This is a genomic window from Kitasatospora sp. NPDC057500 (assembly GCF_042802195.1).
Lineage (GTDB): Bacteria > Actinomycetota > Actinomycetes > Streptomycetales > Streptomycetaceae > Kitasatospora.
Window position 1 is genome coordinate 5,638 of record NZ_JBHVER010000007.1, and the last position, 23,263, is coordinate 28,900.

The 23,263-nt window shown below is 73.4% G+C and carries 14 protein-coding genes; 6 read left to right on the forward strand and 8 right to left on the reverse strand.

From position 1 onward, the window contains the following. Positions 1-3,461: CARDB domain-containing protein (locus tag ACFU74_RS02825; RefSeq protein WP_380750724.1), on the reverse strand; the 3,461-nt coding region annotated here is incomplete at its 3' end. A gap of 228 nt (positions 3,462-3,689) precedes the next feature. Continuing rightward, positions 3,690-4,865, reverse strand: a complete 1,176-nt coding sequence (wecB, locus tag ACFU74_RS02830) for a non-hydrolyzing UDP-N-acetylglucosamine 2-epimerase (protein WP_380750727.1) — start codon at positions 4,863-4,865, stop codon at positions 3,690-3,692. Between the two features lie 372 nt (positions 4,866-5,237). Between wecB and ACFU74_RS02835 the strand changes: the two genes are divergently transcribed. From ACFU74_RS02835 to ACFU74_RS02850, 4 genes are all read left to right on the forward strand, one after another. Beyond that, the gene (locus tag ACFU74_RS02835; RefSeq protein ID WP_380750730.1) at positions 5,238-5,435 is read left to right on the forward strand and encodes a hypothetical protein; all 198 of its coding nucleotides are present in this window, start codon (positions 5,238-5,240) and stop codon (positions 5,433-5,435) included. A gap of 84 nt (positions 5,436-5,519) precedes the next feature. Further along, positions 5,520-6,125 (forward strand): archaeosortase/exosortase family protein, encoded by a 606-nt coding sequence (locus ACFU74_RS02840; RefSeq protein WP_380750733.1) that lies wholly within the window; start codon positions 5,520-5,522, stop codon positions 6,123-6,125. Continuing rightward, positions 6,122-7,561, forward strand: coding sequence for a glycosyltransferase family 2 protein (locus ACFU74_RS02845; RefSeq protein WP_380750736.1), 1,440 nt, complete (start codon positions 6,122-6,124; stop codon positions 7,559-7,561). The genes ACFU74_RS02840 and ACFU74_RS02845 overlap by 4 nt, the downstream gene beginning before the upstream one ends. 188 nt (positions 7,562-7,749) lie before the next feature. Further along, positions 7,750-8,508, forward strand: a complete 759-nt coding sequence (locus ACFU74_RS02850) for a choice-of-anchor P family protein (protein WP_380750739.1) — start codon at positions 7,750-7,752, stop codon at positions 8,506-8,508. Positions 8,509-9,088: 580 nt separating this feature from the next. On the opposite strand, the gene ACFU74_RS02855 is transcribed toward ACFU74_RS02850, so the two are convergent. Continuing rightward, complete coding sequence (locus ACFU74_RS02855; protein ID WP_380750742.1) at positions 9,089-10,006, reverse strand: LysR family transcriptional regulator; 918 nt, start codon at positions 10,004-10,006, stop codon at positions 9,089-9,091. A 112-nt stretch (positions 10,007-10,118) separates the two neighbouring features. Here ACFU74_RS02855 and ACFU74_RS02860 point away from each other — a divergent pair, with 112 nt between their 5' ends. After that, on the forward strand, positions 10,119-11,279 hold the full coding sequence (locus ACFU74_RS02860; RefSeq protein WP_380750745.1) for an iron-containing alcohol dehydrogenase: 1,161 nt from the start codon (positions 10,119-10,121) through the stop codon (positions 11,277-11,279). Between the two features lie 6 nt (positions 11,280-11,285). Here ACFU74_RS02860 and ACFU74_RS02865 read toward each other — a convergent pair whose 3' ends face one another. The 3 genes from ACFU74_RS02865 to ACFU74_RS02875 form a co-directional block, all read right to left on the reverse strand. After that, entirely contained in the window at positions 11,286-11,672 is a 387-nt protein-coding gene (locus ACFU74_RS02865) for a hypothetical protein (RefSeq protein ID WP_380750748.1), read from the reverse strand. A 70-nt stretch (positions 11,673-11,742) separates the two neighbouring features. After that, positions 11,743-15,606: a tetratricopeptide repeat protein gene (locus ACFU74_RS02870; RefSeq protein ID WP_380750751.1), complete on the reverse strand. Its 3,864-nt coding sequence runs from the start codon at positions 15,604-15,606 to the stop codon at positions 11,743-11,745. A gap of 201 nt (positions 15,607-15,807) precedes the next feature. Further along, on the reverse strand, positions 15,808-18,555 hold the full coding sequence (locus tag ACFU74_RS02875; RefSeq protein WP_380750754.1) for an ATP-binding protein: 2,748 nt from the start codon (positions 18,553-18,555) through the stop codon (positions 15,808-15,810). 255 nt (positions 18,556-18,810) lie between these two features. Here ACFU74_RS02875 and ACFU74_RS02880 point away from each other — a divergent pair, with 255 nt between their 5' ends. Next, positions 18,811-19,113 (forward strand): hypothetical protein, encoded by a 303-nt coding sequence (locus ACFU74_RS02880; protein WP_380750757.1) that lies wholly within the window; start codon positions 18,811-18,813, stop codon positions 19,111-19,113. A 38-nt stretch (positions 19,114-19,151) separates the two neighbouring features. Here the strand turns inward: ACFU74_RS02880 and ACFU74_RS02885 are convergent, their stop codons facing one another. Next, the gene (locus tag ACFU74_RS02885; protein ID WP_380750760.1) at positions 19,152-21,746 is read right to left on the reverse strand and encodes a hypothetical protein; all 2,595 of its coding nucleotides are present in this window, start codon (positions 21,744-21,746) and stop codon (positions 19,152-19,154) included. Continuing rightward, the gene (locus ACFU74_RS02890) at positions 21,739-23,232 is read right to left on the reverse strand and encodes a hypothetical protein (RefSeq protein WP_380750763.1); all 1,494 of its coding nucleotides are present in this window, start codon (positions 23,230-23,232) and stop codon (positions 21,739-21,741) included. The genes ACFU74_RS02885 and ACFU74_RS02890 overlap by 8 nt, the downstream gene beginning before the upstream one ends. Positions 23,233-23,263 lie beyond the last annotated feature (31 nt).

Consider the following 23,263-nt stretch of genomic DNA (forward strand, 5'->3'; position numbering starts at 1 on the left):
AGGGACAGGCTCGCAGCCTGCGCGACCGGAACCGTCTCCTGCGCCGGCGGACTCTGAACCGGCTGACCCTGCGGGTCAAGACCGTTCGCCGTCGCCACGTTCGTGACACTGCCCGCCGCGGCGTCCGCAGCAGTCACCACGTAGCTACCGGTGCACGTCGTGCTCTGCCCGGCAGCAAGGGTCGTCGCCGCGCACGTCACCGGCGAAACCCGGTCATCGGCAACGGTCAGGCTGTTCACAACAGCAGTACCGGTGTTGGTGACCGTGTACGTGTAAGTGACCGTGTCACCCACATTCACCGGGCCCGGAGTGTTCGCCTGCTTCGTCAGGGACAGGCTCGCAGCCTGCGCGACCGGAACCGTCTCCTGCGCCGGCGGACTCTGAACCGGCTGACCCTGCGGGTCAAGACCGTTCGCCGTCGCGACGTTCGTGACACTGCCCGCCACCGCATCTGCGGTCGTCACCACGTAGCTGCCGGTGCACGTCGTGCTCTCACCGACGGCCAAGGTTGTCGCCGCGCAGGTGATCGGCGAGACCCGGTCATCGGCAACGGTCAGGCTGTTCACAACAGCAGTACCGGTGTTGGTGACCGTGTACGTGTAGGTGACCGTGTCACCCACGTTCACCGGACCCGCCGTACTCGCCTGCTTCACCAACGACAGGCTCGCCACCGACGCCACCAGAACCGTCTCCTGCGCCGGCGGACTCGCCACCGGCAGACCCTGCGGGTCAAAGCCGTTCGCCGTCGCCACGTTGAGAACCTGTCCCGCCACCGCGTCCACGGTCGTCACCACATAGCTTCCGGTGCACGTCGTGGACTGCCCGGCGGCCAGCGTCGTCGCCGAACAGGTCACCGGCGACACACGGTCATCGGTCACGATCAGGTTGTTCACGGTGGCCGTGCCGGTGTTGGTGACCGTGTAGGTATAGGTGATCGTGTCACCCACGTCGACCGGACCCGGCGTACTCGCCTTCTTCGTCAGGGACAGGGTGGCAACAGCCGTCACCTCGACCGTCTCCTGCGCGGGCGGGCTCGCCACGGGCTGACCCTGCGGGTCAAGCGCGTTCGCCGTCGCCACGTTGAGAACCTGTCCCACCACGGCGTCGGCGGCCGTCACCACGTAGCTACCGGTGCACGTCGTGCTCTCCCCGGAAGCCAGCGAAGTCACCGAACACGTCACCGGCGACACACGGTCATCGGTCACGGTCAGGCTGTTCACAGCAGCAGTACCCGTGTTCGCCACCGTGTACGTGTACGTGACCGTGTCGCCCACGTTCACCGGTCCCGGCGTGCTCGCCTGCTTCACCAACGACAGGCTCGCGACCTGCGCCACCACAACCGTCACCACAGCCGGCGGAGTCGTGAGCACCTCACCGGACGGATTCACCGCACCCGCCGTCGCGACGTTCGTCACGCTCCCCGCCACCGCGTCCGCCGCCGTCACCACATAGGTGCCGGTGCACATCGTGGACTCCCCGGGGAGGAGGGTCGTCGTCCCGCACATCAGCAGCGCGACGTGGTCATCGGTGAGGATCAGACCGCTCAGCGTCGTCGTACCCGTGTTGGCGATCGTGTACGTGTAGGTGACCGTATCCCCCACGTCCACCGGACCCGACGTGCTCGCCACCTTCGTCAGCGTCAGGCCCGACGTGGACTCCACCGGGACGCTGGCCTCGGCCGGAGGGGAGGTGACCGGGCTTCCGTTGGCGATTCCGGTCGCCACGGCGGTGTTGAAGACCTTGCCGATGTCGGCGTCCTCCTGAGTGACCACGTAGAGGCCGTGGCAGACGGTGCTGTCGCCGGGGCTGCCGGCCGGGGCCAGCGTGGTGGCGTCACAGGCGATGTCGGTGATCTTGTCGTCCATCACGCTGACGGCGTCCACCTGGACACCGCCGGTGTTGGTGACCACGTAGCTGTACGGCACGACGGACCCGACCGTGAACGGCCCCGGGGCGTCGGCCTGCTTGTTCAGGTTGATGCCCGGCGGCGCCACCACCGGCACGTTCTCCGTGGAGGGCGGCGACTCGATGGGCGCCCCGTCGGCGGTTCCGCCGGCCACCGCCGTGTTCACCACCTGGCCGGCCTGGGCGTCGGCGACGGTCACCTGGTAGGTGGCCGTGCAGGTGACGGTCTCACCCGGGTTCAGGGTGACCACCGGGCAGCTGACCGGCCCGACCTTGGGGTCGGTGACGCCCAGGTTGGTGATCGCGACGTTCCCGGAGTTGGTGACCACGAAGTCGTAGTCGAGTGACGTGCCGGCCGTGATGAGCCCGGGCAGCGGCTGGCGCACCTGCTTGACCAGGTTCAGGGCCGGCAGGGGCTGCTCCGTGGTGACCGTGACATTGCGGATCAGGTGCACGTCGGTGAACGCACCGGTCGATCCCGCGAAGCCGAACTTGTAGGTGGACGGCACCGGTTGGGGCGCCGGAGTGGACAGCACCTGGTGCATGCCGGTGCCGTCGTTGAAGTCGACGCTGACCGTCAGGACCGGCGACGGCGCGGGGGTCAGGTGCACGTTCACCTGACGGCGGGACGGCTCCAGCAGGGTCTCCGCCTGCGCCGGGGTCACCAGCGGCGGCAGCACCGTCAGCGGACCCTGCAACTGGCCCGGCAGGGTGGAGGGCCACGGGCCGGTGGTGGTGAAGTTGCTGGTGGTCGCGGTCAGGAAGCAGTAGCCGGTGGTGCCGTCACCGGGGCCGCGGACGGTGACCATGTTGCGGCCGGGCGCGGGGATGCGGAAGCCGGTCCCGGCCGGCGAACGGGTCGGACAGCCGTTGCCGCGGTGCTCCCAGTCGCCGAAGTAGTTGCCGAGGACGTCCAGGCCGACGCCCAGGTAGCCGCTGTCGACGCCGGGCAGGAAGGGGAGGCTCGCATTGTCGTCGGGCAGCTTCTGCGCGTACCCGAGGCTGCCGCCGAAGGCGCCCGGGTGGTCGAGCGAGGTGTCGCCGTTGACCAGGAAGAAGGAGATGCCGTCGGCCGGGGTGGCGGGCGTGGTGCTGCCGTACTGCCACTGGTCGAAGGTGACGTCCAGGCCGTTGCCGGCCGGCAGCGCCTGGTCGAAGAGGACCGCGCCGGCCTCGTCGAAGCCCGCGTCGGTGATCTGGAGGTATCCGTGCGGCGCGCCGTTCACCGGCGGCACCGGCCCGATCTCGATGAGCGGGCAGCCCGTGAGCGGGTGGTTGCCCGGCCCGGGCACGCCGACCGGCGCGCCGGTGAGGCAGGCGGTGCCGACGGCGGTGAAACGGGGGTCCGCGGTGGCCCCGGTGAACGTCTCCTGGAGCAGCGTCGTGCCGGCCAGGACCCGCTGACCGGTGCTGACCGGCGGGGGCGGGGGCGATGGTAAGGCCCGGGCCTGCAGTCCGGCGAGGCCGGCGCTGAGGACTCCCAGCACGGTTGCTGTCGTCACAAGGCGGGCCGCCCGCGCCAGAAGCCGGGACGGACCGCGAAGGTCTCTTGTCATGGAAACAATATGTGCACATAAAATTACTATCCGTCACCTCAGTGGACCTCCACCTGACCCATCAGGGGACACGACCGAGCCGACCTGGCTAACCGCCACCCGGACGCCGCGTCAGCCCCCGGGGCCGCAGAGAAGGCGACGGGGCGACGGCGCGCACCGTGCGGTACGGGACGTCGCCCCGTCAGGTCCTTCCCGCCGCCGCTGACGGAGCGGCAGATCGACCGGTTCTCAGAACCGCTGGGCCGTGGCCGTGAGCGTCTGGTCGGCGGTGTGGCCGGGCGCCGGCAGCTGGGGGCCGGGCGTGCGGCCGGGGACGGGGTAGCGATCGCGGATGGCGGCGACGATGTCGGCACTGGCACTGCCGTCCCCGTACGGGGAGGGGATGTGGGCGAGCCGGCCGGCGATCGCGGTGTCGGCGAGCATCTCGCGTAAGGCACGGGCGAGTTGGTGCCCGGGCTGGGCCAGGCGGGCGAAGCCGGCCCGGATCGCCTCGGGACGTTCGGTGGAGTTGCGGACCACGATCAGGGGGCGCTTGAGGACGGTGCACTCCTCCTGCACGCCGCCGGAGTCGGAGACGAGCAGGCGGCAGTGGCGGGCCAGGGCCAGGAAGGTGGCGTGGTCGAGCGGGGGGATCAGGCGCAGCCGGTTGACCGAGCGGCGCAGCCCGTACCGGTCGATGGCGGCCCGGGTGCGCGGGTGCAGGGGCATCAGGACGGGCGGGTCGACGGCGGCGAGCTGGTCGAGGAGCTGGGCCAGTCGCGCGGGGTCGTCGGTGTTCTCCGGGCGGTGGACGGTGGCGAGCACATAGGCGTCCCGGGTCACCCTGTGGCGGGCGAGGAGCCCCTGGGCGTCGGCGTCCGCGGGGAGGGTCTCCAGCGTCGCCTCGACGACGGTGTTCCCGGTGATGAGGACCCGTTCGGCCGCGATGCCCTCGCGCAGCAGGTGCGCGGCGGCCGTGGGGGTCGGGGCGCAGTGCAGGTCGGCGACGGGGGCGATGATGCGGCGGTTGGCCTCCTCCGGCATGTCGTTGTCGAACGAGCGCAGACCCGCCTCGACATGGACGACGGGGACGCCTGCGCAGTGCGCGGCCAGGGCGCCGGCGGCGGCGGTGTTGGTGTCCCCCTGGACGACGACGGCCGCCGGGGGGCGCTTGGTGAAGTGGTCGCTGAGGGTGGCGACCATGCGGCCGATCTGCTGGCCGCGGGCCTCGCCGCCGACCCCGTTGAGGAGGTGGTGGGGGCGGGGCAGGCCGTACTGCTCGAAGAAGCAGGTGGTGAGGCCGGCGTCCCAGTGCTGGCCGGTCCACACGATCCTCGCCTGCGGCCCCAGATGGCGGGCGACGCCGGCGAGCTTGACGATCTCCGGCCGGGTTCCGAAGACCAGGGCGATCTCGGCGGAAGGCATAGTTCTCCGAATGTGATATGGGCCAAGGGGGGGATTGATGCAGTATTGACACGGCACGGCCCCCGAATGCGGCGATTCCGCCCGGAATTCGGCAACGTCCCCCTGTCGGCCCAATGTTCACTCGGACCGGGCACCGGTCGAACGGTCCGCATTCGCTTCCGGCCGGCGCCGCCCGGAATTCCCCGGTACCGGCGCCGCGGGAATGCCGGCGGGTCGTCGCCGGCGCGTTCGGCGGGATGCGGCGTGCGGGTGGATTCCCCGCCGGGCGGCGCGTGGCGTCACCCTTCCGGTGGCGGCGGGCCAGCACCATCGGGAGTCCCGGCCGGCACCACCGAGCGGCGTCGGCCACCTGGTGGAGATGGAGGAATCCTCGTGTACGGACACATTCACGGCGGGATCCCGCCGGCGGCCGGAGTCGGCGGAGCACTGGCCGCCACCGGAACGCCCGGTCTCGGGCTCGCGGCGGCCGTCGCGGTGGTGATGGTGGTCACCGGCGTCGCGATGATCCGCCGCGGCCGACTGGCCGCGGACGCCCGGGAATCGGACCGCCAGGCGCGCGGCCAAGGGTGAACCGTTCCACGAGTGCGGGCCGCCGTAGAGAATCGTTTCTGCGCGGCGGCCCCGCTTCCTGCCCCTCGTCCCGGGAGTGCCGCTGTGACCACTGAGACCTCTTCGCTGACCGGGTCGTCGGCCTGGACGACGCGCCGACGCAGGCCCGTGGCGGGCCGCACCACGCTGCTGGGCCGGTTCTTCGGACCCGTGCTGCTCGGCACGAGCGGCATGCTCGTCGCCGGCGAGCACTTCTACCGCCACCAGGAGCTGACCTCGGCGGCGTGGCTGGTCGAGCACCTGCTGGGCCTGCGCACGCTGCTGCTGGCCGGGCCGAGCGCCCCCGTCCTCTACGCGGGCACCGAGGCCGGGCTGCACCGCGGGATCGCGCTGACCGCCGGTTGCAGCACCGCCATGCTCACGGCCCCGTTCGCACTGCTGACCGGCCTGCTGCTGCTCTTCAGCACCCGCCGCCCGGTGCGGCTGCTGCTGGCGTTCGCGGTGGCCGCCGCCATGCTGGTGGCCACCAACCTCGGCCGCCTCACCCTGATCGTCGCCATGCAGCACCACCACGGCCAGGCCGGCTTCGACTGGGCGCACGTCCTGCTCGGCTCGGTCCTGATGATGGCCGCCGCGCTCGCCGCGTTCCTGGTCTACCTGCGCATCATCGCCCGCAGGCCCGGCCGTGACGGCGAGGAGCGCGGACAGTGACCCTCCTCGACACCTCGGTCTCACTCTCCTTCGTCCTGGGCGTCAGCTTCCTGGCGTACGTCGCGGTCATCGTGCGCAACTACCTGCGCGCCCGCTCACTGCCGTCCGGCGACCCGACCGCCTTCGAGTGGCACTTCTTCATCCCCTGCCGGGACGAGGAGGCCGTCATCGGCACCACCCTCGACCACCTCGACCGCCACTTCCCGCAGGCCACCGTGTGGGTGGTCGACGACCACTCCACCGACGGCACCGCCGAACTGGTCCGGGCCAGGGCGCGGGCCGGCCGGCCGGTGCACCTGGTCTCCCGGCGGCTGCCCGAGGCGCGGACCGGCAAGGGCGACGCGCTCAACGCCGCCTACCGGGCCATGAACGCCGAGCTGTGGTCCGGGACCGACCCCGACCGGGTGATCGTCTGCGTCCTGGACGCCGACGGCCGCCCCGCCCCGAACACGTTCGAGGTCTGCGCCGGCGACGCCTACTTCGGCGATCCGCTGATCGGCGCCGTCCAGGTCGAGGTCCGGATGTCCAACCGCGACGTCGCCACCCCGCTGCCCGGACGCGGGCGGATCACCAACCGCTGCGCCCGGCTGCTGGCCCGCCTCCAGGACCTGGAGTTCCGCGGACCGATCTCGGCCATGCAGATCACCCGGCGCCGCACCGGCACCGTCAACGTCGGCGGCAACGGCCAGCTCACCCGGCTGGCGGCCCTGGACTCCATCGGGCTCGACAACGGACGGCCGTGGGGCAAGGCCCTGCTGGAGGACTTCGAGCTGGGCCTGCGGCTGATGCTGGCCGGCTGGCGCAACGGCTACACCACCGACGCCTGGGTCGACCAGGAGGCGCTGTGGAACATGCGGCAGCTGCTCACCCAGCGGGTGCGCTGGGCCCAGGGCTCCATGCAGTGCGCCCGCTACATGCGCTCGATCTGGGGCTCCCGCGAGTTCACCACGCTCGGGTTCCTGGAGGTCCTGTACTTCATGGCCCAGCCCTGGCTGCAGCTCGTCGGCCTGGTCGCCTACCTGGTGCCGATCCTCGCGTTCTCCTACAACGCCGCCACCTACCCGGAGTTCACGCTGGCCTTCCTCCAGCACGGCGGCGCACCGCTGCTGCTGATCTACCTGCTGATCGGGGTCGGCGAGTTCGCGCTCTGGGGGCCGCTGTACCGCCGACGGTGCGAGCCGGGCATCAGCCTGCACGCCGCCGTCGGCTACGGCCTCGCGCTCGCCCTCTACGCCGCCGCGACGTACGTCGTGGCGGTCCGCGCGTTCTGGCGCATCCTGCGGCGCAAGGACTCCTGGCACAAGACCGCCCGCACCGCGCTGCCGCCCCACGTCGATCCCATCGACCTCGTCGATCTCGGCGACCTCGGCGATCTCGGCGACCTCGGCGACCTCGGCGAGCCGGTCGGTTCCGGCGGCCGGAGCGCCGCTTTCTGAGGGTGCGTCGGCTCACCGGCGTCCACCGGTACCTGTCGGTGTCCGCCGATGGGCCGCTCGGGGGAAATCCAGGAAACGCCCTCACGAAACGTAAGAAAATAACACATATATGACATCGGGTGCGCACTCTGGTTGTGCCCCTCCGCCAACCCCCCTTCCGCAAGAAAGGCCCCCCTGTGAGAACACGCATGCGCACCCGTTTCCTGGCCGGGTCCGCGCTCGCCGCCGCCCTCCTGACCTCGGTGGCGGGCCCGGCGTACGCCGCGCTCACCTCCCCCGAGGCCTATGCCTACGTCGTCTCCGCCGACGCGTTCGGCAGCCTGGCCTCCGTACCGCCGACCCCCACCTCCACCTATCCGCCCGGCGGCACCACCACCCTGGCCGGCCTCTCCGCCGGCCCCTTCGCCACCAACGACACCCTGACGGCGACCACCGCGGGCGACCCGACCACGGGAACCTCCTCCGCGAGCGCCACCGTCGACAGCCTCGGCATCGACTTCGGCCCGCTCGGCAGCGCGGCCCTGACCGGCATCAACTCCACCTGCACCGCCACCCCCAGCGGCGCCACCGGGTCCGGAACCATCGCCAGCGGCACCGTCACCCTGCCGTTCCCGCTGCCCCCGGTCTCGCTTCAGGCCAACGCCCCCGCGAACACCACGGTCAGCATCCCCGGCATCGGCACGGCCGTCCTCAACGAGCAGACCACCGACGCCGACGGCGTGCTGTCCGTCAACGCCGTGCACTTCACCCTGCTGCCGGCCCTCAACGGCGCGAATCTGATCATCGGTCACGCCGAGTGCGGAGGCGCGTCCCCGGCCGTCCCCATTCCCATGATCAACGCCCAGGTCGCCTCCGCGACCGGTGCCACCGTGCTGGCCGCCGGTCTCGGCATCGTCTACCTGCGCCGCCGCAACAGCGGCAACGCGACCACCCCGGCCGCCGGCTGACCGGTCCCCGAGCGGCCCCCGGCCGGGCCCGGGGGCGGCCCCGACCCGATCCCCACCGGGGGTCGGGCGCCGCCCCCGGGCCGGGCCCTTTCCGGAGGGGAGAAACTGACGGCATTTCTCCACCCGGTCCACTGATCGGAAATCGCAGCGGCTTGGGAGCGAGCGGGTAGGCACTTTCGGCTGCGCTGTTCGCGGATCCCGGCCGGCACCGGATCGAATTCACCGGAGGAGGACGGAGAGGACATCACCGGACTCGCTGGCCGCAGCCGGTCGGTGAATTCGACGATCCGGCCAGGGCCGTCGCCAGGCGCTGGACGCCCTCGGACGGCCCGGCCCCGGCGGTCGGCGCGAGCGTGCTGTCGGTGCACATCGGCCAGTCGGGGCAGCCGAGGCCGGAGCCGGCGACCCGGACGCTGTGCGGCCCGAGCGTGCAGCGTCCCTACGACGGCCTCACGGACCGTTGTCCGAGGCCGTCCTCGGCATCACGACCGGCACCGACCCGGCGGCTCTCCTCCGTCCTGTCCGCCTGTCAGTCCTGCCCGCCTGCCCGCCTGTCCGTCCCGGAGCTCCCGCCCGACCGCTACGGGAGCAGTTCGCCGGCGCGGTCGGCGACCTCCTGGTGCAGGGCGTCGCGCACCGCCCGGACGGCCGGCCGGGTCACCGCCTCCCGCCGTACGGCCAGGGTGATCGGCAGCAGGATGTCGACCTCCTCGGCCAACAGCCTCCGCAGGCCCGCGCGTTCGGCGAGGAAGGCGGGCAGCACCCCGACACCGGCGCCGAGGCGGGTGGCCTCGACCTGGGCGAACACGTTCGTGGAGGAGAACGCGGTGGTGACGCCCGGCAGATGGCGTTCGATGTCGAGGTCGCCGACCTGGAGCATCGACTCGATGTAGAAGACCAGTGGATGCTCCCGCAACTCGCCGACCGTGCCGGGGGCCCCGCGCCGCGCCAGGTACTCCTCCCCCGCGTACAGCCCGAGGGCGTAGTCGGTGAGGTGCTCGGTGACCAGTCGGCTGCGCGGCGGTCTTCCGATCGTCACGGCGAGATCGAAACCGGCCGGGCGCAGCGGCAACTGCCGGGTCGCCGTGATGAGTTCGGCCTGCAAGCGGGGATGGCGCCGACGCACCCGGGTCAGCGCCGGGGTGGCGAAGACGGTGCCGAAGCCGTCCGGCGCGCTGACCCGGACGGTGCCGTGCAGGGAGGGCGCGTCCTGGCCGGAGACCGCGTCGACGGCGCGGGCGAGGGCGTCCTCGATCTCCTGGGCGCTCTCGCAGACGGCCTTCCCCGCGTCGGTGAGGGCCCAGCCCTCCGTGCCGCGTTCGAGAAGCCGTACGCCGAGGCCCTTCTCCAGTGCGGCGATGCGGCGGGAGACGGTGGTGTGGTCCACGCCGAGCGCGTCGGCGGCGCTCACCAGCCGCCCCGTGCGGGCGACCGCGAGCAGGTGGCGGAGGTCGTCCGCGCGGAGCCGGTCGCCGAGCGGGCGGGAACTGGGGGGCACCGGAACAGCGTATCTGCATTCGCGCACACCCCGTCTGCACGATTGGCGCTTGAACGCACACCCGCGCCGGCGCCAGAGTCGAAGCCCCATTCCCACCACCGAGGGGTTCCCCATGGTTGCCGGCCTCTCCCTGCCGCGGATCATGCGCATCGGCCGCGGCGCCGCCGCCGAACTGGGCGACGTCCTCCAGGAGCTGGGGCTGAGCCGCCCCCTCGTCGTCACCGACGCTTTCCTCGTCGCGAGCGGTGCGGCGGAGCGCCTGACGGCGACGCTGACCGGCGCCGGGCTGCACCCGCGGGTGTTCGCCGACACCGTGCCGGACCCGACCACCGACTCCCTCGTCCCGGGCATCGCGGCGCTGCACGAGCACGCGGCGGACTCGGTGATCGGGTTCGGCGGCGGCAGCCCGATGGACAGCGCCAAGGCCCTCGCCCTGCTGGGCGTGCAGGGCGGCCGGATGAGCGACTACAAGGCGCCGCGCGTCAACCACGGGCCCGCGCTGCCGGTGATCGCCGTCCCGACCACGGCCGGCAGCGGCTCGGAGGCGACCCGGTTCACCGTCATCACCGACAGCGCGACGGACGAGAAGATGCTCTGTCCCGGCCCGGCGTTCCTGCCGATCGCCGCCGTGGTCGACGTGGAGCTGACCATGTCGATGCCGCCCCGGCTGACCGCCGACACCGGCATCGACGCGCTCACCCACGCCGTCGAGGCCTACGTCAGCCGCCGGGCGAACCCCTTCTCCGACGGCCTCGCCCTCACCGCGATCGCCACCATCGGCCGCCACCTGCGCCGCGCCTACGCCAACGGCGCGGACGCCGAGGCGCGCGAGGCCATGATGCTCGCCGCGACCCAGGCCGGCATCGCCTTCTCCAACTCCAGCGTCGCCCTGGTGCACGGCATGAGCCGCCCGATCGGCGCCCACTTCCACGTCGCCCACGGCCTGTCGAACGCGATGCTGTTCCCCGCCGTGACCGCCTTCTCCGTCCACGCGGCCCCCGCCCGCTACGCCGACTGCGCCCGCGCCCTGGGCGCCGCGACCGCCGCCGACCCGGACGCCACCGCCGCCGACAAGCTCGTCGACGCCCTGCGCACCCTCTGCCACGACCTCCACGTCCCCACCCCCCGCGGCTACGGCATCCCCCAGGACACCTGGACCCGCCTCACCCCCCTCATGGCCACCCAGGCCCTCGCCTCCGGCTCCCCCGCCAACAACCCCGCCGTCCCCACCGCCGCCCAGATCGAGGACCTCTACGCCGGGATCTACGCCTGAGCCCGGTCAGTCGGTGGGCGTGGCCTCCTGGTTTGAGGCTGCCACGTTGAGGGTCTCCTCCACGACGATGGCGAGGATGCGCTGCCGCTCCCCGGGCGGGAGGGAGGCCAGGGTGGGGTCGGTCGACTCCAGTTGGACGCGGACGGTACGGGTGACCACCTCGGGACTCGGGTCGGGGGTCTGCTTCCGGAGGTCCTTGTAGACGCCCCAGGCCAGGGTGGCGGCGGCGACAACGAGGGATCCGAGCGCGATGGGGTCGAGGTAGCGGCCGGGACGGGTGGTTGCCCCGCGGGCGTGCAGGGCGGCCTCGACGTCGATCGGGAGGGAGGGCGTGCGGGGCGTGGTGAGGCGCTGCGCGGCGGCGCGGGCACCGGCCTCGATCGGGTCGGTCATGGGTGATCGCTCTCCTGTGGTGTCGGTGGGCGCAAGGGTGGGTCGGGTCGGGGTGGGTCGGGTCGGGGGGTCAGCTTCGGAGGTGGGCGCGCACGGCTGCGGGCAGCCGCCGGCCGGTGACCGACCGCCAGGCCCTCTCCAGCGCCGGCACGCCGTGGTCGCGGGTCAACAGCTTCAGGCTGTGGGCGGCCTGCCAGGCCAAGGGGTGCGGGAACTCCTCGAAGCAGGTCACGGCGCGGACCAGCCACTCCAGGGCCTCCCCCGGCTTCCCCTGCTCCTCCGCGAGCTGGCCGTACATCGTGCAGGTGCGCGCCGTCCCCGGGACGTCGCCGAGTTGCTCGCAGAGGGCCAGCTCACGGCGGTACCAGTCCTCGGCCTCGGTCAGCCGGCCACCGGTCTGCGCCGTCAGGCCGAGCTGGTGGTAGGTCACCGTCAGACCCGCGTGGTCGCCGATCTCCTCCCGGACCTCCCTGGAGCGCGTGTACCACTCCACGGCCTCCTCCAGCTCTCCCCGCTGGGTGGCGACGATCCCGAGCTGGTGGTGGCTGTCCGCCGTTCCGTGCGGGTCGCCCAACGCCTCACGGATCTCCAGGGCCTTGAGATGCCAGGCCTTGGCCTCCTCAAGGCGGTTCCTCATCGAGGCGATGACACCGAGTTGGTGGTGGACTCCGGCCGTGTTGGGCGGATGACCGAGCGACTCGGAGAGCAGCAGGGCCTGCCTGCACCACTCCTCGGCCTCCTCCAGCCATCCGAGGTCGGTGTCCATGGTGGCGTACTGGTGGCAGACGGACAGCAGTAGGGGCCAGTGCCCGAGTTCCTCGGCACGGCTCCTCGTCCGCCCGTACCATCCCCGGGCGTCCTCGAATCGCCCCTGCTGCTGGGCCACGGTGCCGAGGCTCAGGCAGCATTGGGCCTCCGCAAGCCGGTCGCCCCGCCCCTCGAATCCCGAAAGCGCCTTCAGGAACCACTCCTCGGCCTCCGTCATCCGGCCTCGCGCACTGGCGATCAAACCGAGTTGGTGGAGGCAGGAAGCGACCTGCGCGGCGTACCCGAGCCGACTGGAGGCTTCGAGGCAGCGGCGGTACCACCGCTCGGAGTCCGTCCACCGCGCCCGGGCCATCGCGAGGCTGCCCAGGTTCTGGTAGCACTGGGCGAGGGCGTGGAGCCGACCCGGGCCGGGCGGCAGTGCCTCGGCGGCGCGGTGGAACGTCCGGACGATCCGTTCGGCGTCGTCCGTCCGGCCCGTCTGTCGCAGGCGGCTCGCCTCCGTCGACACCAGGAAGGCCCACAGCACACCGGCCGGGCTGTCCAGCGGCGGCGGGCTGCCGTCGGCCCGTTCCAGGACGAGTCGCGCGTGGTCCACCCACCCACTCGCTTCCTCATAGAGGCCGCGCGCGTCCCAGTAGTCGTCCAACGGCCGGACGATCGCCAGCGCCTGCCCCCACAGGCCCCGTTCCAGGGCCTGGCCGAACAGGGTCGCCACTGTCCGTCGCTGGGCGCCCACGACGGCCATGGCGAGTGCCGCGTTCGTCCCCTCCGACTTCGCCCGGACGTACTCGCAGTAGCCGGCCTGCGTGTTGATCAGCGTCCGCAGCGCCGTCTCGTGCTGGGCGGCGTAGTCCGGCTCCTCCGCCCGCCATTGGGCGGAGAGGTGGGGCGGCAGCGCCGGGTGGATCAGGAACACGGCCCCGCTCGACGTCTCGGTGAGCAGCCCGATGCCCGCCGCCCGCCGCAGCAGGCGGCGCCAGTCCTCGTAGGAGCGGTCCTGGAAGCGGGCGGGAAGAGCGGGGTCCGCCGAGAAGATGTCGAGCACCTTGAGGTCGACCGAGCCGTGGAACAGGGCGACCGCCGACAGCGCCCGTCGGTCGGCGTCCGGCAGGTGGGCCAGCGAGTAGGCGATGCTGGCCGCGAGCGACGCCGCACGCGCCCCGCCCGCATCGCCGAGCAGCCTGGCCTCGCCCTCGACGAGCGCGGCCAGCACCTGGCCGGGGTCCCGCTCGTCGAGGTGCGGAAGGACCAGGCGCATGCTCAGCGGGTGGCCGCCCAGCCAGTTCATCAGTTCGCCGAACGCGCGCTGCTCCCGCCGTCGCCGCGCACCGGGGTAGGCGGCCAGGATTCGCTCGGCGTACTCGGAGGCCTCCCCGGGATCCAGGCCCGTGACGCCGATGCGGAGCGGCTGCGGGCCCAGCCAGTCCTCCGGGGTGCGGCTGGTGAGGACCACGGCGCTCGGCCCACCGCGCGCCACCCGTTCGAGGAACGCCCGCAGTTCGGCCAGCTCCGCCTCCGCCAGGACCGGAGTCGCTCCGCCGGGGTACGGCATCGAGTACACCGACTCGACGTTGTCCCAGATCAGCAGTGCTCGCCGGGTGGCCAGTTCGCGTTCGACGGCCTCCCGCCGCTCCTCGGGACCGAGGGGGTCGAACCGCTCGGCACCCAGCAGTTGCCGGCCGACGCGGTCGATCACGTTGGCCAGTCGGAAGGAGGACGCCCCGGGTTCGAACGAGTGCCAGACCACGGACCGCGCACCGTCCGCGCCACCGGTCTCGCCGTACCAGCGGCCGAAGGCCTTCGCCAGTTCGGTCTTGCCCGCACCTCCAGGGCCGTGCAGGACCACCACCCCCCGCAGACGGGCGCCCACGTCCAATCGGAACAGCAGGCCGTCCCGGCCGACGAACTCCCCGACGGACGCCAGGTCGTCCCGCGCCGCCGCGTCGGGACCGCCCCTGCCGTCGGGCCCGGAAGGACCCTGGCCGGGGTTCGCCGGGCGCGGGGCCGGATCCGCTCCTCCGGTGCCCCTCAGTCCGGGCAGGGCCACCTCGCTCCTGGTGTACAGCACCGGCACGACCCAGTCGGCCAGCGGCAGCGGTCCCTTCGGCGAAGGCCGGCCGTTGTGCACGGCCAGCCGCCGGCGCCCGGCCGCCACCGCCTCCGCCACCCGGTCACCGGCGAACAGTCGATCGTAGAAGGCCGTCATGAACTCGGCGGCCGCCACCGCGTAGACGCTGTACGCCATCGCGATCACGGCCGCGGCGCCCTCCTGGAGCAACCGGGTCGCCACTGCCGCCTCGACCTGCGAGGCCATCGCGGCCGACTGGCAGGCGTTCAGGACCACCAGGGGAACCCTGGCATCGGCCAGCACCCGGGCGACCCGCTCGGCCGACACCAGGTCCGGGCCGCCGCCCTCCTGCTCGAACACCAGCATGCCCCGGGGGCCCGGTCCGTCGAAGCGCAGCGGATCGAGCCTGACAACGGGCTGCTCGTCGGGGGCCTCCTCGCCGAACACCCCGTGCCCGTCGAAGTGCACGATCTGGAACGGCCTGCCCTCCGCCCGCGCCTCGGCCAGCACCTCGCCGAGCCGCGCCAGGGTCGGCGGGCGCAGCACGACGAGGTCCACCTCGCCCCGGACCGCCTCCAGCCGCCGCAACAGCGGGCGGGCGATCATCCGGAAGCCGACGTCCTCCGTGCCGTCCGGCCGGGCGATCACCATCAGGACCCGGAGCCGTGAGCCGCCGGCCTCGAAGACCTTCCCGAGCGCCGTAGTCGACAGACGACGGCTGACGGCGACGCCCTCCAGGACCAGTGGCGACGGGCGGGCCGGGTCGGCCATCAACTCCCAGGGCAGCCCGAGCAGCTCGGCGGATTCCGAGCGCAGCACGATCTCCAGCCGGTCGCCCCGGGCCCGCGCCCTCAGGTAGGCGTCCCGGCCCGGCCCCGCCCCGAACAGCGTCGCGAACACCGCCGCGCCCCAGGCAGGAAGACGGCGCTCCACCGCCCGGCCCCGGTCGCCGTACACTCCGAACGGCGCCTGCAGGTAGTCCTCCAGGTACCAGCGCAGCTCGTCCAGGTCCTCGCGGTCGAGGGGCCAGCGCAGCTCCGTCCCGTCCGTCGCTGGTCCCGGGAAGGCCTCCCCCGGCGGCCACTCCGTCACGGACATCCGCCCGTCCGCGCCCAGGTCAACCAACAACTGCTCGACCACAACCGCCCCCCAGCGATCCCGGACGGCGCCGGCTGTCCGTCCGCGGTGGACGACAGGCTAGCCGTACCGGGGGCGCGCGGGAGCGGCCTTGACCAAGTCCGGGGACAACGATCCGCCCATGGTGACGGGTGCCGACTCCCGACTGGTCCCGCGTGTGCGTCAGACGGCCGCGACGGCCTCCAGGAGGATCCCGGCGCGGGTGGTGAGGGCGTCGGCGCCGCAGTGGGCGGCCAGTTCCAGGCCGCGGGCCAGGGTGGTCCGGGCGGCCGGGGTGGGGCCCAGGGACTCGCCCAGGTCGACCAGCGCGAGGGCGAGTTCGTAGCGGGCGGGTGAGCGTTCCAGGTGGCGGACGGCCTGGGTGAGCAGGTCGGCCGCGCGCGGTCCCTCGTGCACTGCCGCGCAGAGCCGCAGGGTGCTGCCGATGGCCGAGTCCGTGCCGGTCGCCCGGGCCCGGCGGACGGCCTCCTCGGCGAGGTCGCGGGCGCGGTCCGGCTGGTCGGGGGCGATCGCGCGCGCCAGGTGGCCGAGCCACGGCGCCCACACGGTGTTGCGCCAGCCGCGCGCGTCCAGGGCCTCGCCGGCGGCGGTCAAGGTGGCGGTCGCGCCGGCCGTGTCGCCCCGGGCGAGCAGGAGCCGGCCGTACAGGGTGGGGGCGTCGGGCAGCACCATCACCGTCGGGTACGGCGGGCCGAAGGCGTGCTCGCGCGCCAGTTCCAGGGCCTCCGGCACCCGGCCGCGCGCGGCCAGGGTCTCGGCCAGCGCGCCGACCGCGTCCCAGTGCAACGGGACGCCCGGGCCGATCCGTTCGGCGATCCGCAGGGCCCGGCGCAGGTAGTCCTCCGCGTCCGCCAGGGCGCCGCAGCGGAACCGCAGCATGCCGGTCAGCAGGTAGGCGAAGCCGAGGTGGCCGCCGCTCCACCCGGCGACCTCGTAGGCGCGGACCGCCTCGGTGAACAGTTCCTCCGCCCGGTCGACGCGGTCGGCGTAGAGGTAGCTGATGCCGAGGATCCCGGGCAGTTCGAAGCCCCAGACGGTGTTGGTCCAGCCGAGGCTGGGGGGCAGCCGGCCGCCGGGCAACGCGGAGTCGGCCAGCGCGATCGCCTCCTCGCGGTCCGCGCCGCGCAGCGTGAGGTCCCAGCAGCGCAGCACGGCCACCGCGTGGGCCAGGCCGGTGTGTTCGAAGACGGCCTCCTCCGGCGACGTCCCGCCGCCCGCCACGAGGTCGCTGAACGCCAGGCCGACGGTCGCGAGCATCCGGTCGAACTCCGCCAGCCGGCGCGAGCGGCCCGGGCCGTCCGGGTCCTCCGACTGGAACGCGGCGAACATGAAGTGGGCGACCTCCAGGCGCAGGCGGCCCGGGCCGGGCGGGGTGCGGGCGGCCTCGTCGGCGCAGACCGCGGCGGCGTCGCCGAGCCGGTTGCTGTGGGCGAGGGCCTGGGCGAGCCGGAAGATCGCGTCGATCCGCCGCTCCGGGCCCAGCCCGTACGGGTCGGCGAGCGCCAGGCGGAGCTGGTTGACCGTGGTCGCCGGGTCGGTGAGCAGGGCCGAGCAGCCGAGTTCGTAGAGCACCTCGGCCCGGTCCCGGGCGGCGGGCGGTTCGCTGATGGCGCGGCGCAGGCAGCGCTGGGCCGCCTCGGGCGCGCCGATGGCCAGGTGCTCGCGGGCCGCCTGGCGCAGCTTGGCCACGATGGCGGGGTCCCCCTCGGGCAGGGTCTCCAGCAGGTGGCGGGAGGCCGTCAGCAGCCCGAGGCCGGCGTTCTCGGTCTCGACGGCGGCGACCCCGTGCATCCCGGTGCGGGTGGCGGAGGGCATCGACCGGTAGACGGAGGTGGCGATCAGCGGGTGGACGAACTCCAGCCGTCCGCCCGGGGTGGCGACCAGCACGCCGTGCCGGCACAGCTCGCGGACGGACTCGGCTGCGGTCTCCGGGCCCTGGGCGCAGATGACGGCGGCGAGGTCGGGGCGGATGTCGGTGCCCAGCATGGAGGCGGCCCAGGCGAACCGCACCGCGGTCGGGCCGATCCGGTCCAGCCAGTGCCGCAGCGTCATCCCCCGCGTTCCGGCGGCGAGTTCGCGCAGTTGGGCGGCGCTCTCCTCGATCGGGTCGAGCCGCTGGCCGGCCACCTCGCGCAGCAGCGCGGTGGTCTCGTACGGGTTGCCGGCGGTGACCGCCCAGACGTGGCGGCAGAAGGCGTCCTCCGCTCCCGTGCCCAGCGCGGCGCGGACCAGCCGCGCGACCGACGCCGGTCGCAGCGGGCGCAGTTCGTGCCGCCGGTCGGCCCGGCCGACGAGGCCGCGCTGGAGCGCCAGCGCGTCGTCGGGGAACTCGTCGCGGCACGCGAGCACCAGCAGGACGGGCAACTCCCGCGCGCCCACCGCGAAACTGGCCAGCCAGGCGAGCGACTCCGGGTCGGCCCAGTGCAGGTCGTCGACGATCACGGCCACCGGCGGCCGCCGCTGGACGAGGCCGGTGAGCACGAAGTCCAGTCCGTCCCGCACGCCTTGCGGGTCGAGCTGCCCTCCCGGCGGCTGCAGTCCCACCGCCGGACCGACGATGTCCTCCCAGGGCCCGAACACCCGCGCCCGCTCCGCGCCGGCCAACGCCGTCAGCACCGGCCGCACCAGCTGGCGCACCACCCGGAACGGCTCGTGGCGCTGCCGCTCCCCGCCCCGGGCGAACAGCACGGTGCACCCCGCGCGCTTCGCCTCCCGCCGCACCTCGGTCAGCACCGCGGTCTTGCCCAGCCCGGCCGCGCCGGTGTACACCAGCAGTTCGCCGTGCCCCGTCCCGCCGGGCCCGGTCAGTGCCCGGACCGCCTGCCTGGCCGACCGGATCTCGGCTTCCCGCTCGTGCAGCGGACCGCCGTCCCCACCGGCCACGCCGTCCCCGTCCCCGTCCCGGGCCACGGCCACCTCCAATTCGCCTTCCCAAGACCGTCGTTAACACCGCCGAGGCTACTGCCGAACGGCCGGATCCGGTGCGGGCTTGACAACCCGCCAGCCGCCGTACGCCGAACTCGCCCGGGATAACCCCCGCACGCCACGCTTGACAAGTCGCACCCGAACAGTTCGCCCGTATCGGCGACTTGTGCTCTAAACGCGGATCAATGCGGGCAACTCCCCTGCAAGTCCCGCACGGGACGGCAACGAAAGGCGGAGACCATGAGCATGATCCAGACGGGCACGCTCCAGCTCGACTCCACCAGCCGCTCGGCGCTCAGCGGCGGGGGCACCTCCACCTTCACCCAGGTCACCTTCCCCACCCCCTTCCCGACCGGCTCGGAGGTGCTCGTGGTGCCCTTCGTCCAGACCTTCAACGGCCCCGACACCCCCGGCCTCCGCATCGCCGACGTCACCACCACCGGCTTCAAGATCCGCATGAACGAGCTCGTCGGCCGCGGCTCCGCCCTCTCCGACGGCCCCCACACCCTCGAAACCGTCGCCTGGATCGCCAGCACCGTGTAGCCCGCCCCCGCCCACACCCACCCGCCGGTCGCGGAACCCTAGCGATCCGGGGTCCGGACGCCCGGCGGTGGGAGCGGGGTGAGGAGATCGAGTGCGTCCAGGAGTTCCCGGCCTATGGCGGTGAACTGGGACAGCGGACCCCGGGCGGTCGGCCGGCGGCCGCCGAACTCCGCATCGCTCGCCAGCGTGGCGGGCGAGACAGCGGGCGAGAGCCGGAAGTGCCGCCAAGCGGCCGACCGCCCCCGATACGTCACCTCGAAGAGGTCCGGCTTGCGCCAGGCCACGAAGGACCAACGGCCGTCGTCATGGCAGGCCCAGGCGCCGACCGGGCCGTCCAGGCCGGTGCGGCCGAGGGCGCCCAGGGCAGCCCTGCTGGGACTGGACCAGCTGCCTTGAACGGAGATCAAGTTCACGGCGTGCCGCCGTGCGACGGTGCCCGTCCGGGTGCCGAGCTCCCGGACAGCCGCGGCCACCGGGTCCTCCACGAGCTGGTTGGCGAGTTCCAGTACGCGGTACGGCTCCACCATGGCACCGAACCGTCCGGCCAGCTCCGGTGCGGTATAAGCCGCGATCCGCTCCTCCGTCGCGGCCAGGAGCAAGTTCGCCAGGGCCTCGGCCAGCCGCTTGTACCGGTGGCGCTCAGCCGCGTCGACGGCCTCGAACTCCAGCACGGCCAGCACCAGCGCCGCCAGCGAAGCGGCCGACTCGGCATCCTCCGAGGAGAGTCGGTACGGGTCGAGGCGCTCCAGCGGGGAGGTCGCGTCGGCCAGCAGGGTGTACCAGGACCGATCGCCTCCCGGCCACGCGCCCCCGGCGAGGAATTCGAGCAGCACCCGGACCAGCAGCAGCCGCGGGACGATCGGCAGATCCGGCCGCGCCCGCCGGAGCCGCGCGGCCAGCGCTCGACGGCGGGCCCGGAGTGCTTCCTCGCCGTCCTCGGACGGCCCGTCCGCCGGCTGCTCCTCGTTCTCGGCGGTGTCGGAGTCCAGGCCGGCCTCCTCCTCGGGCGTGAACACCTCGAACCAGGCGCGTTCGCCCTGGTCGTTCGCCGGTCCGTCCGCCGGTCGGTCCGGCTCGGGCGGCCCGTCGAGGGGCTCGGTGGTGGGCTGTCGCCCGAGGGCGAAGAGGGTCAGCGGGAGCCCGAGCTTCGGCTCGCCCGTCCCGGAGACGGAGGAGGCCGACGGCTCCGCACGGGTCGGGGATCCGCCGGAGGAGGGTTCGGGCTGGGTGTCGAGCAGGCTGCGGAGGAGTTCCTCCAGGAGCGCATGGTGACGGAAGAGGTCCACGGCCTGGAGCGGCGCGGCTTCCCTCCGCTCTGCCGCCGGCCGACGGACGGCTTGCGCGGGATCCGTCACGGGAACGAGATCCGGGCTGCCGAGGATGCCCACCCGGCTGCCCGGGTCGGCGTCCACCGGGAAGCGGTACTCCGTGGCCCCGGCCGGCACGGCGCCGAGGCCGGCCCACTCCTCGGGCGGCCGGCTGTAGGGGGAGAGCCGCAGCTCGATGTCCCGCTCGGCGGCCCGGGCCAGCCAGACGCGCAGGCCGCCCTGGTCACGGGCGGCGCCGAGGAGTCGGGGAGGGCTGCCGAGCGGCGCTGCCGAGGCAGCCCGCCGCGGCGGGGCCAGATTCTCGACGGACTCCGGAGCGACCGGCTCCCCCGGCGGTGCGAGCGAGTGCTCGACCGGTGCGATCACGCCGATCTCGCAGTTGCCGCCGTTCGGTACCGTGCGCAGCAGCGCGGCGGCGGAGAGGTTCGGGCTGCCCGTGAGCGCCCAGCGCTGCCCGTCGACCACCCACTCGATCAGCTTCCCGTGCCGGTACCGGTCGTCGTACTGGCTCCGGCGGGACTCGCGCCGCAGTTCGCCGCCGTGCTCCCGCAGGAGCGCGGCCACGGCCGGGCCGTCCAGCTCGGTGCCGTACTCCTGGTAGCAGACGGTCAGCCGGCGCGGCCTCAGCCGGGCGACGAGCCGGGTCAGCGCCCGGGCCCCCGGGTCGTGGAAAGGGGCGGAGACGGTCAGTTCCGCAACCGGCCCCTCAGGCAGCTGATCGATGATCGGCTGGTGCAGCGAGGAGACGAAGCGGCTCTGCGGCTCGACCTCCGGCGCGGCCGCGACACGGTGGTCCAGCAGGTCGGCGGTGCGGCTCAGAGCGTTGGCGATCGGTGGCATCATGGCGACCCGGCTGCGCGGGAGTCCGCGCAGCCAGGCGGCCAGGTCCGCGAAGAGCGCGGGGGTGCCGCGGACAGTCGAGCGGAGTACTGTCCACAGCTCGTGGTTGGTGCACCAGCCGGCCACGCTCGCGTTGCCCGAGCCGATGGCGACGGTGGCCCGCTCGGGCCCGGCCATCACGAAGAGCTTCGGGTGGAAGGCGGCGGGGGCAGCGGCGGGCCCGACGAGGTAGTCGCGGCCGGGCAGGCGGGCCGAGCGCGGATCGAGCACTAGGTGGTCGGCGTCCCCGAGGACCGTCAGACGGGCTCCGGCGGCCCGGGCCGGGCCGAGCGCGTACTTCTCCAGCAGGTGCAGGTCGACGGTGTAGCTGAGCAGCAGCAACTCGACGGCCTGGCAGTCGCGGTGGCTCTCCTCCTCGTGAATGAGCTCCAGCGGCGAAGCGATGGACGACGTGTCGTCAGGCATAGAGTTCCCGCCCGAGGTCGGTGACGCGCCAGCTCTGCGCATCGACGGTCAGAACGCCGCACCCTGCCAGCACGTAGGCCAGGCGGTTGAGACGGAGGATCACCCTTGAAGTCCCCTCGGGGCCCCGGGTGAAGAGGAAGGTGTCGCGCTGCTGGAGCTTGGTGGGCAGCTGGAGCCTCCCGTCGGACGTGGAGCGGGACTTGGCCAGCGCGACCCGGGCGGAGCGGCGCAGCAGGATGACCGCGAGCTCGCGGGCGCACTCAGCGAGAGAGAGGTCGCGCCGATCCGCCAGATAGGCGGCGAACCAGCGCGGATGGAGCTCCTGCTCGTACTCACCCGGCGGGCCGTTGAACGCCAGTGCGGTGTCCCCGGTGAGCTCCTCGGCCCAACGGGCCCCCTGGGCGAGCACCGCGAGCTCCTCCTCCGGCCGGATCTCGCGCCCGGCGATTCCGAAGCCGGCGCCGGCCGCCGGAGCGGGCAACGCGTCCCAGAACTCGCCGACCGTGCCCGGCGGCATGGCCCGCGCGAACCGGTCGGCCCACTCCGCCTGGTGCACGCCGGCCGAGGCCTGCCCGACCAGCCAGGACCAGAGCCTGCGCCAGGCCGTCACCGAGTAGTTCCGCAGCGCCAGGCCGCGCCAGTCGGCCGCGCAGACGTACCCGGCCAGCGCTCCCCCGTCGGCCATCCGGGGGTCGAGGGCCAGGAACTCGCCCACGGCCTCCTCGACGGGACGGTCCGACGGGTGACCGTCCAGGACCCGGGTGAGCAGCCGGACCGTCTCCCGGCGCTGGGACCCGGACTCGTCCGAGCCGTCCTCGGGCGCCAGGCACAGCAGCTCCGCCAGCCACCGTCCGTCCGGTTGCGCGCCGCCCTGGCAGACGCAGAGCTGCTCCACGTGGGGCTCGACGTCGGCCATCCGCAGCTCCGCCCCGCGGGCCAGCTCCAGCACCGGCCCGAGGCCCGCCCGGACGGCGCGCCGGTCCAGCCGTGGCCCGGGCCCGGGCCGACCCGCGGAGCCACGGACGCTCACCAGGATGCCGAGTTCGCGCTCGGACGTCTGGTAGGGCGGCAGGAAGCCCCAATTGCTACGGGTGTAGCCGCCGTTGGCGGGCCTGATGGCTGCTGCGAACTCCACGGTCGGGGCGGTGAAGAGCCCGCGCAGCCGGGCCTCGCCGTGGGCCTGCGGGAAGCCGTACAGGCCGTGGTCCTCCCGGTGCAGATGGGAGGCGGCAGCGAGGACCACCTCGCAGCGGCGCAGCAGTTCCTGGGTCCCGGCATTGCCGAGTCCCTGCGCTTCGGCCTCGGCGGCGACGAGGCCGTGCAGCGCGTAGTAGCGGGCGTGCGGGGTCACCGTGGTCACCCCGGGAACCAGACGGGCGACCTGCCGCAGTACGTACCGCTCCACCGACAAGGGGTACTTCCCGTCGATGAGCCGCAACCCGCTCTCCGACCAGGCCGCGCCGGCCCTGTGTGCCCGCTCCTGCACCGCCACCCCTCCCTGGCACGGCAGCGCTCGC

Coding starts and splice junctions, on each gene's coding strand:
- ACFU74_RS02850 (WP_380750739.1), top strand. CDS start 7,750: ATGCGCACCCGTTTCCTGGCCGGGTCCGCGCTCGCCGCCGCCCTCCTG.
- ACFU74_RS02880 (WP_380750757.1), top strand. CDS start 18,811: ATGAGCATGATCCAGACGGGCACGCTCCAGCTCGACTCCACCAGCCGC.
- ACFU74_RS02870 (WP_380750751.1), bottom strand. CDS start 15,606: ATGTCCGTGACGGAGTGGCCGCCGGGGGAGGCCTTCCCGGGACCAGCG.
- ACFU74_RS02865 (WP_380750748.1), bottom strand. CDS start 11,672: ATGACCGACCCGATCGAGGCCGGTGCCCGCGCCGCCGCGCAGCGCCTC.
- ACFU74_RS02885 (WP_380750760.1), bottom strand. CDS start 21,746: ATGCCTGACGACACGTCGTCCATCGCTTCGCCGCTGGAGCTCATTCAC.
- ACFU74_RS02860 (WP_380750745.1), top strand. CDS start 10,119: ATGGTTGCCGGCCTCTCCCTGCCGCGGATCATGCGCATCGGCCGCGGC.
- wecB (WP_380750727.1), bottom strand. CDS start 4,865: ATGCCTTCCGCCGAGATCGCCCTGGTCTTCGGAACCCGGCCGGAGATC.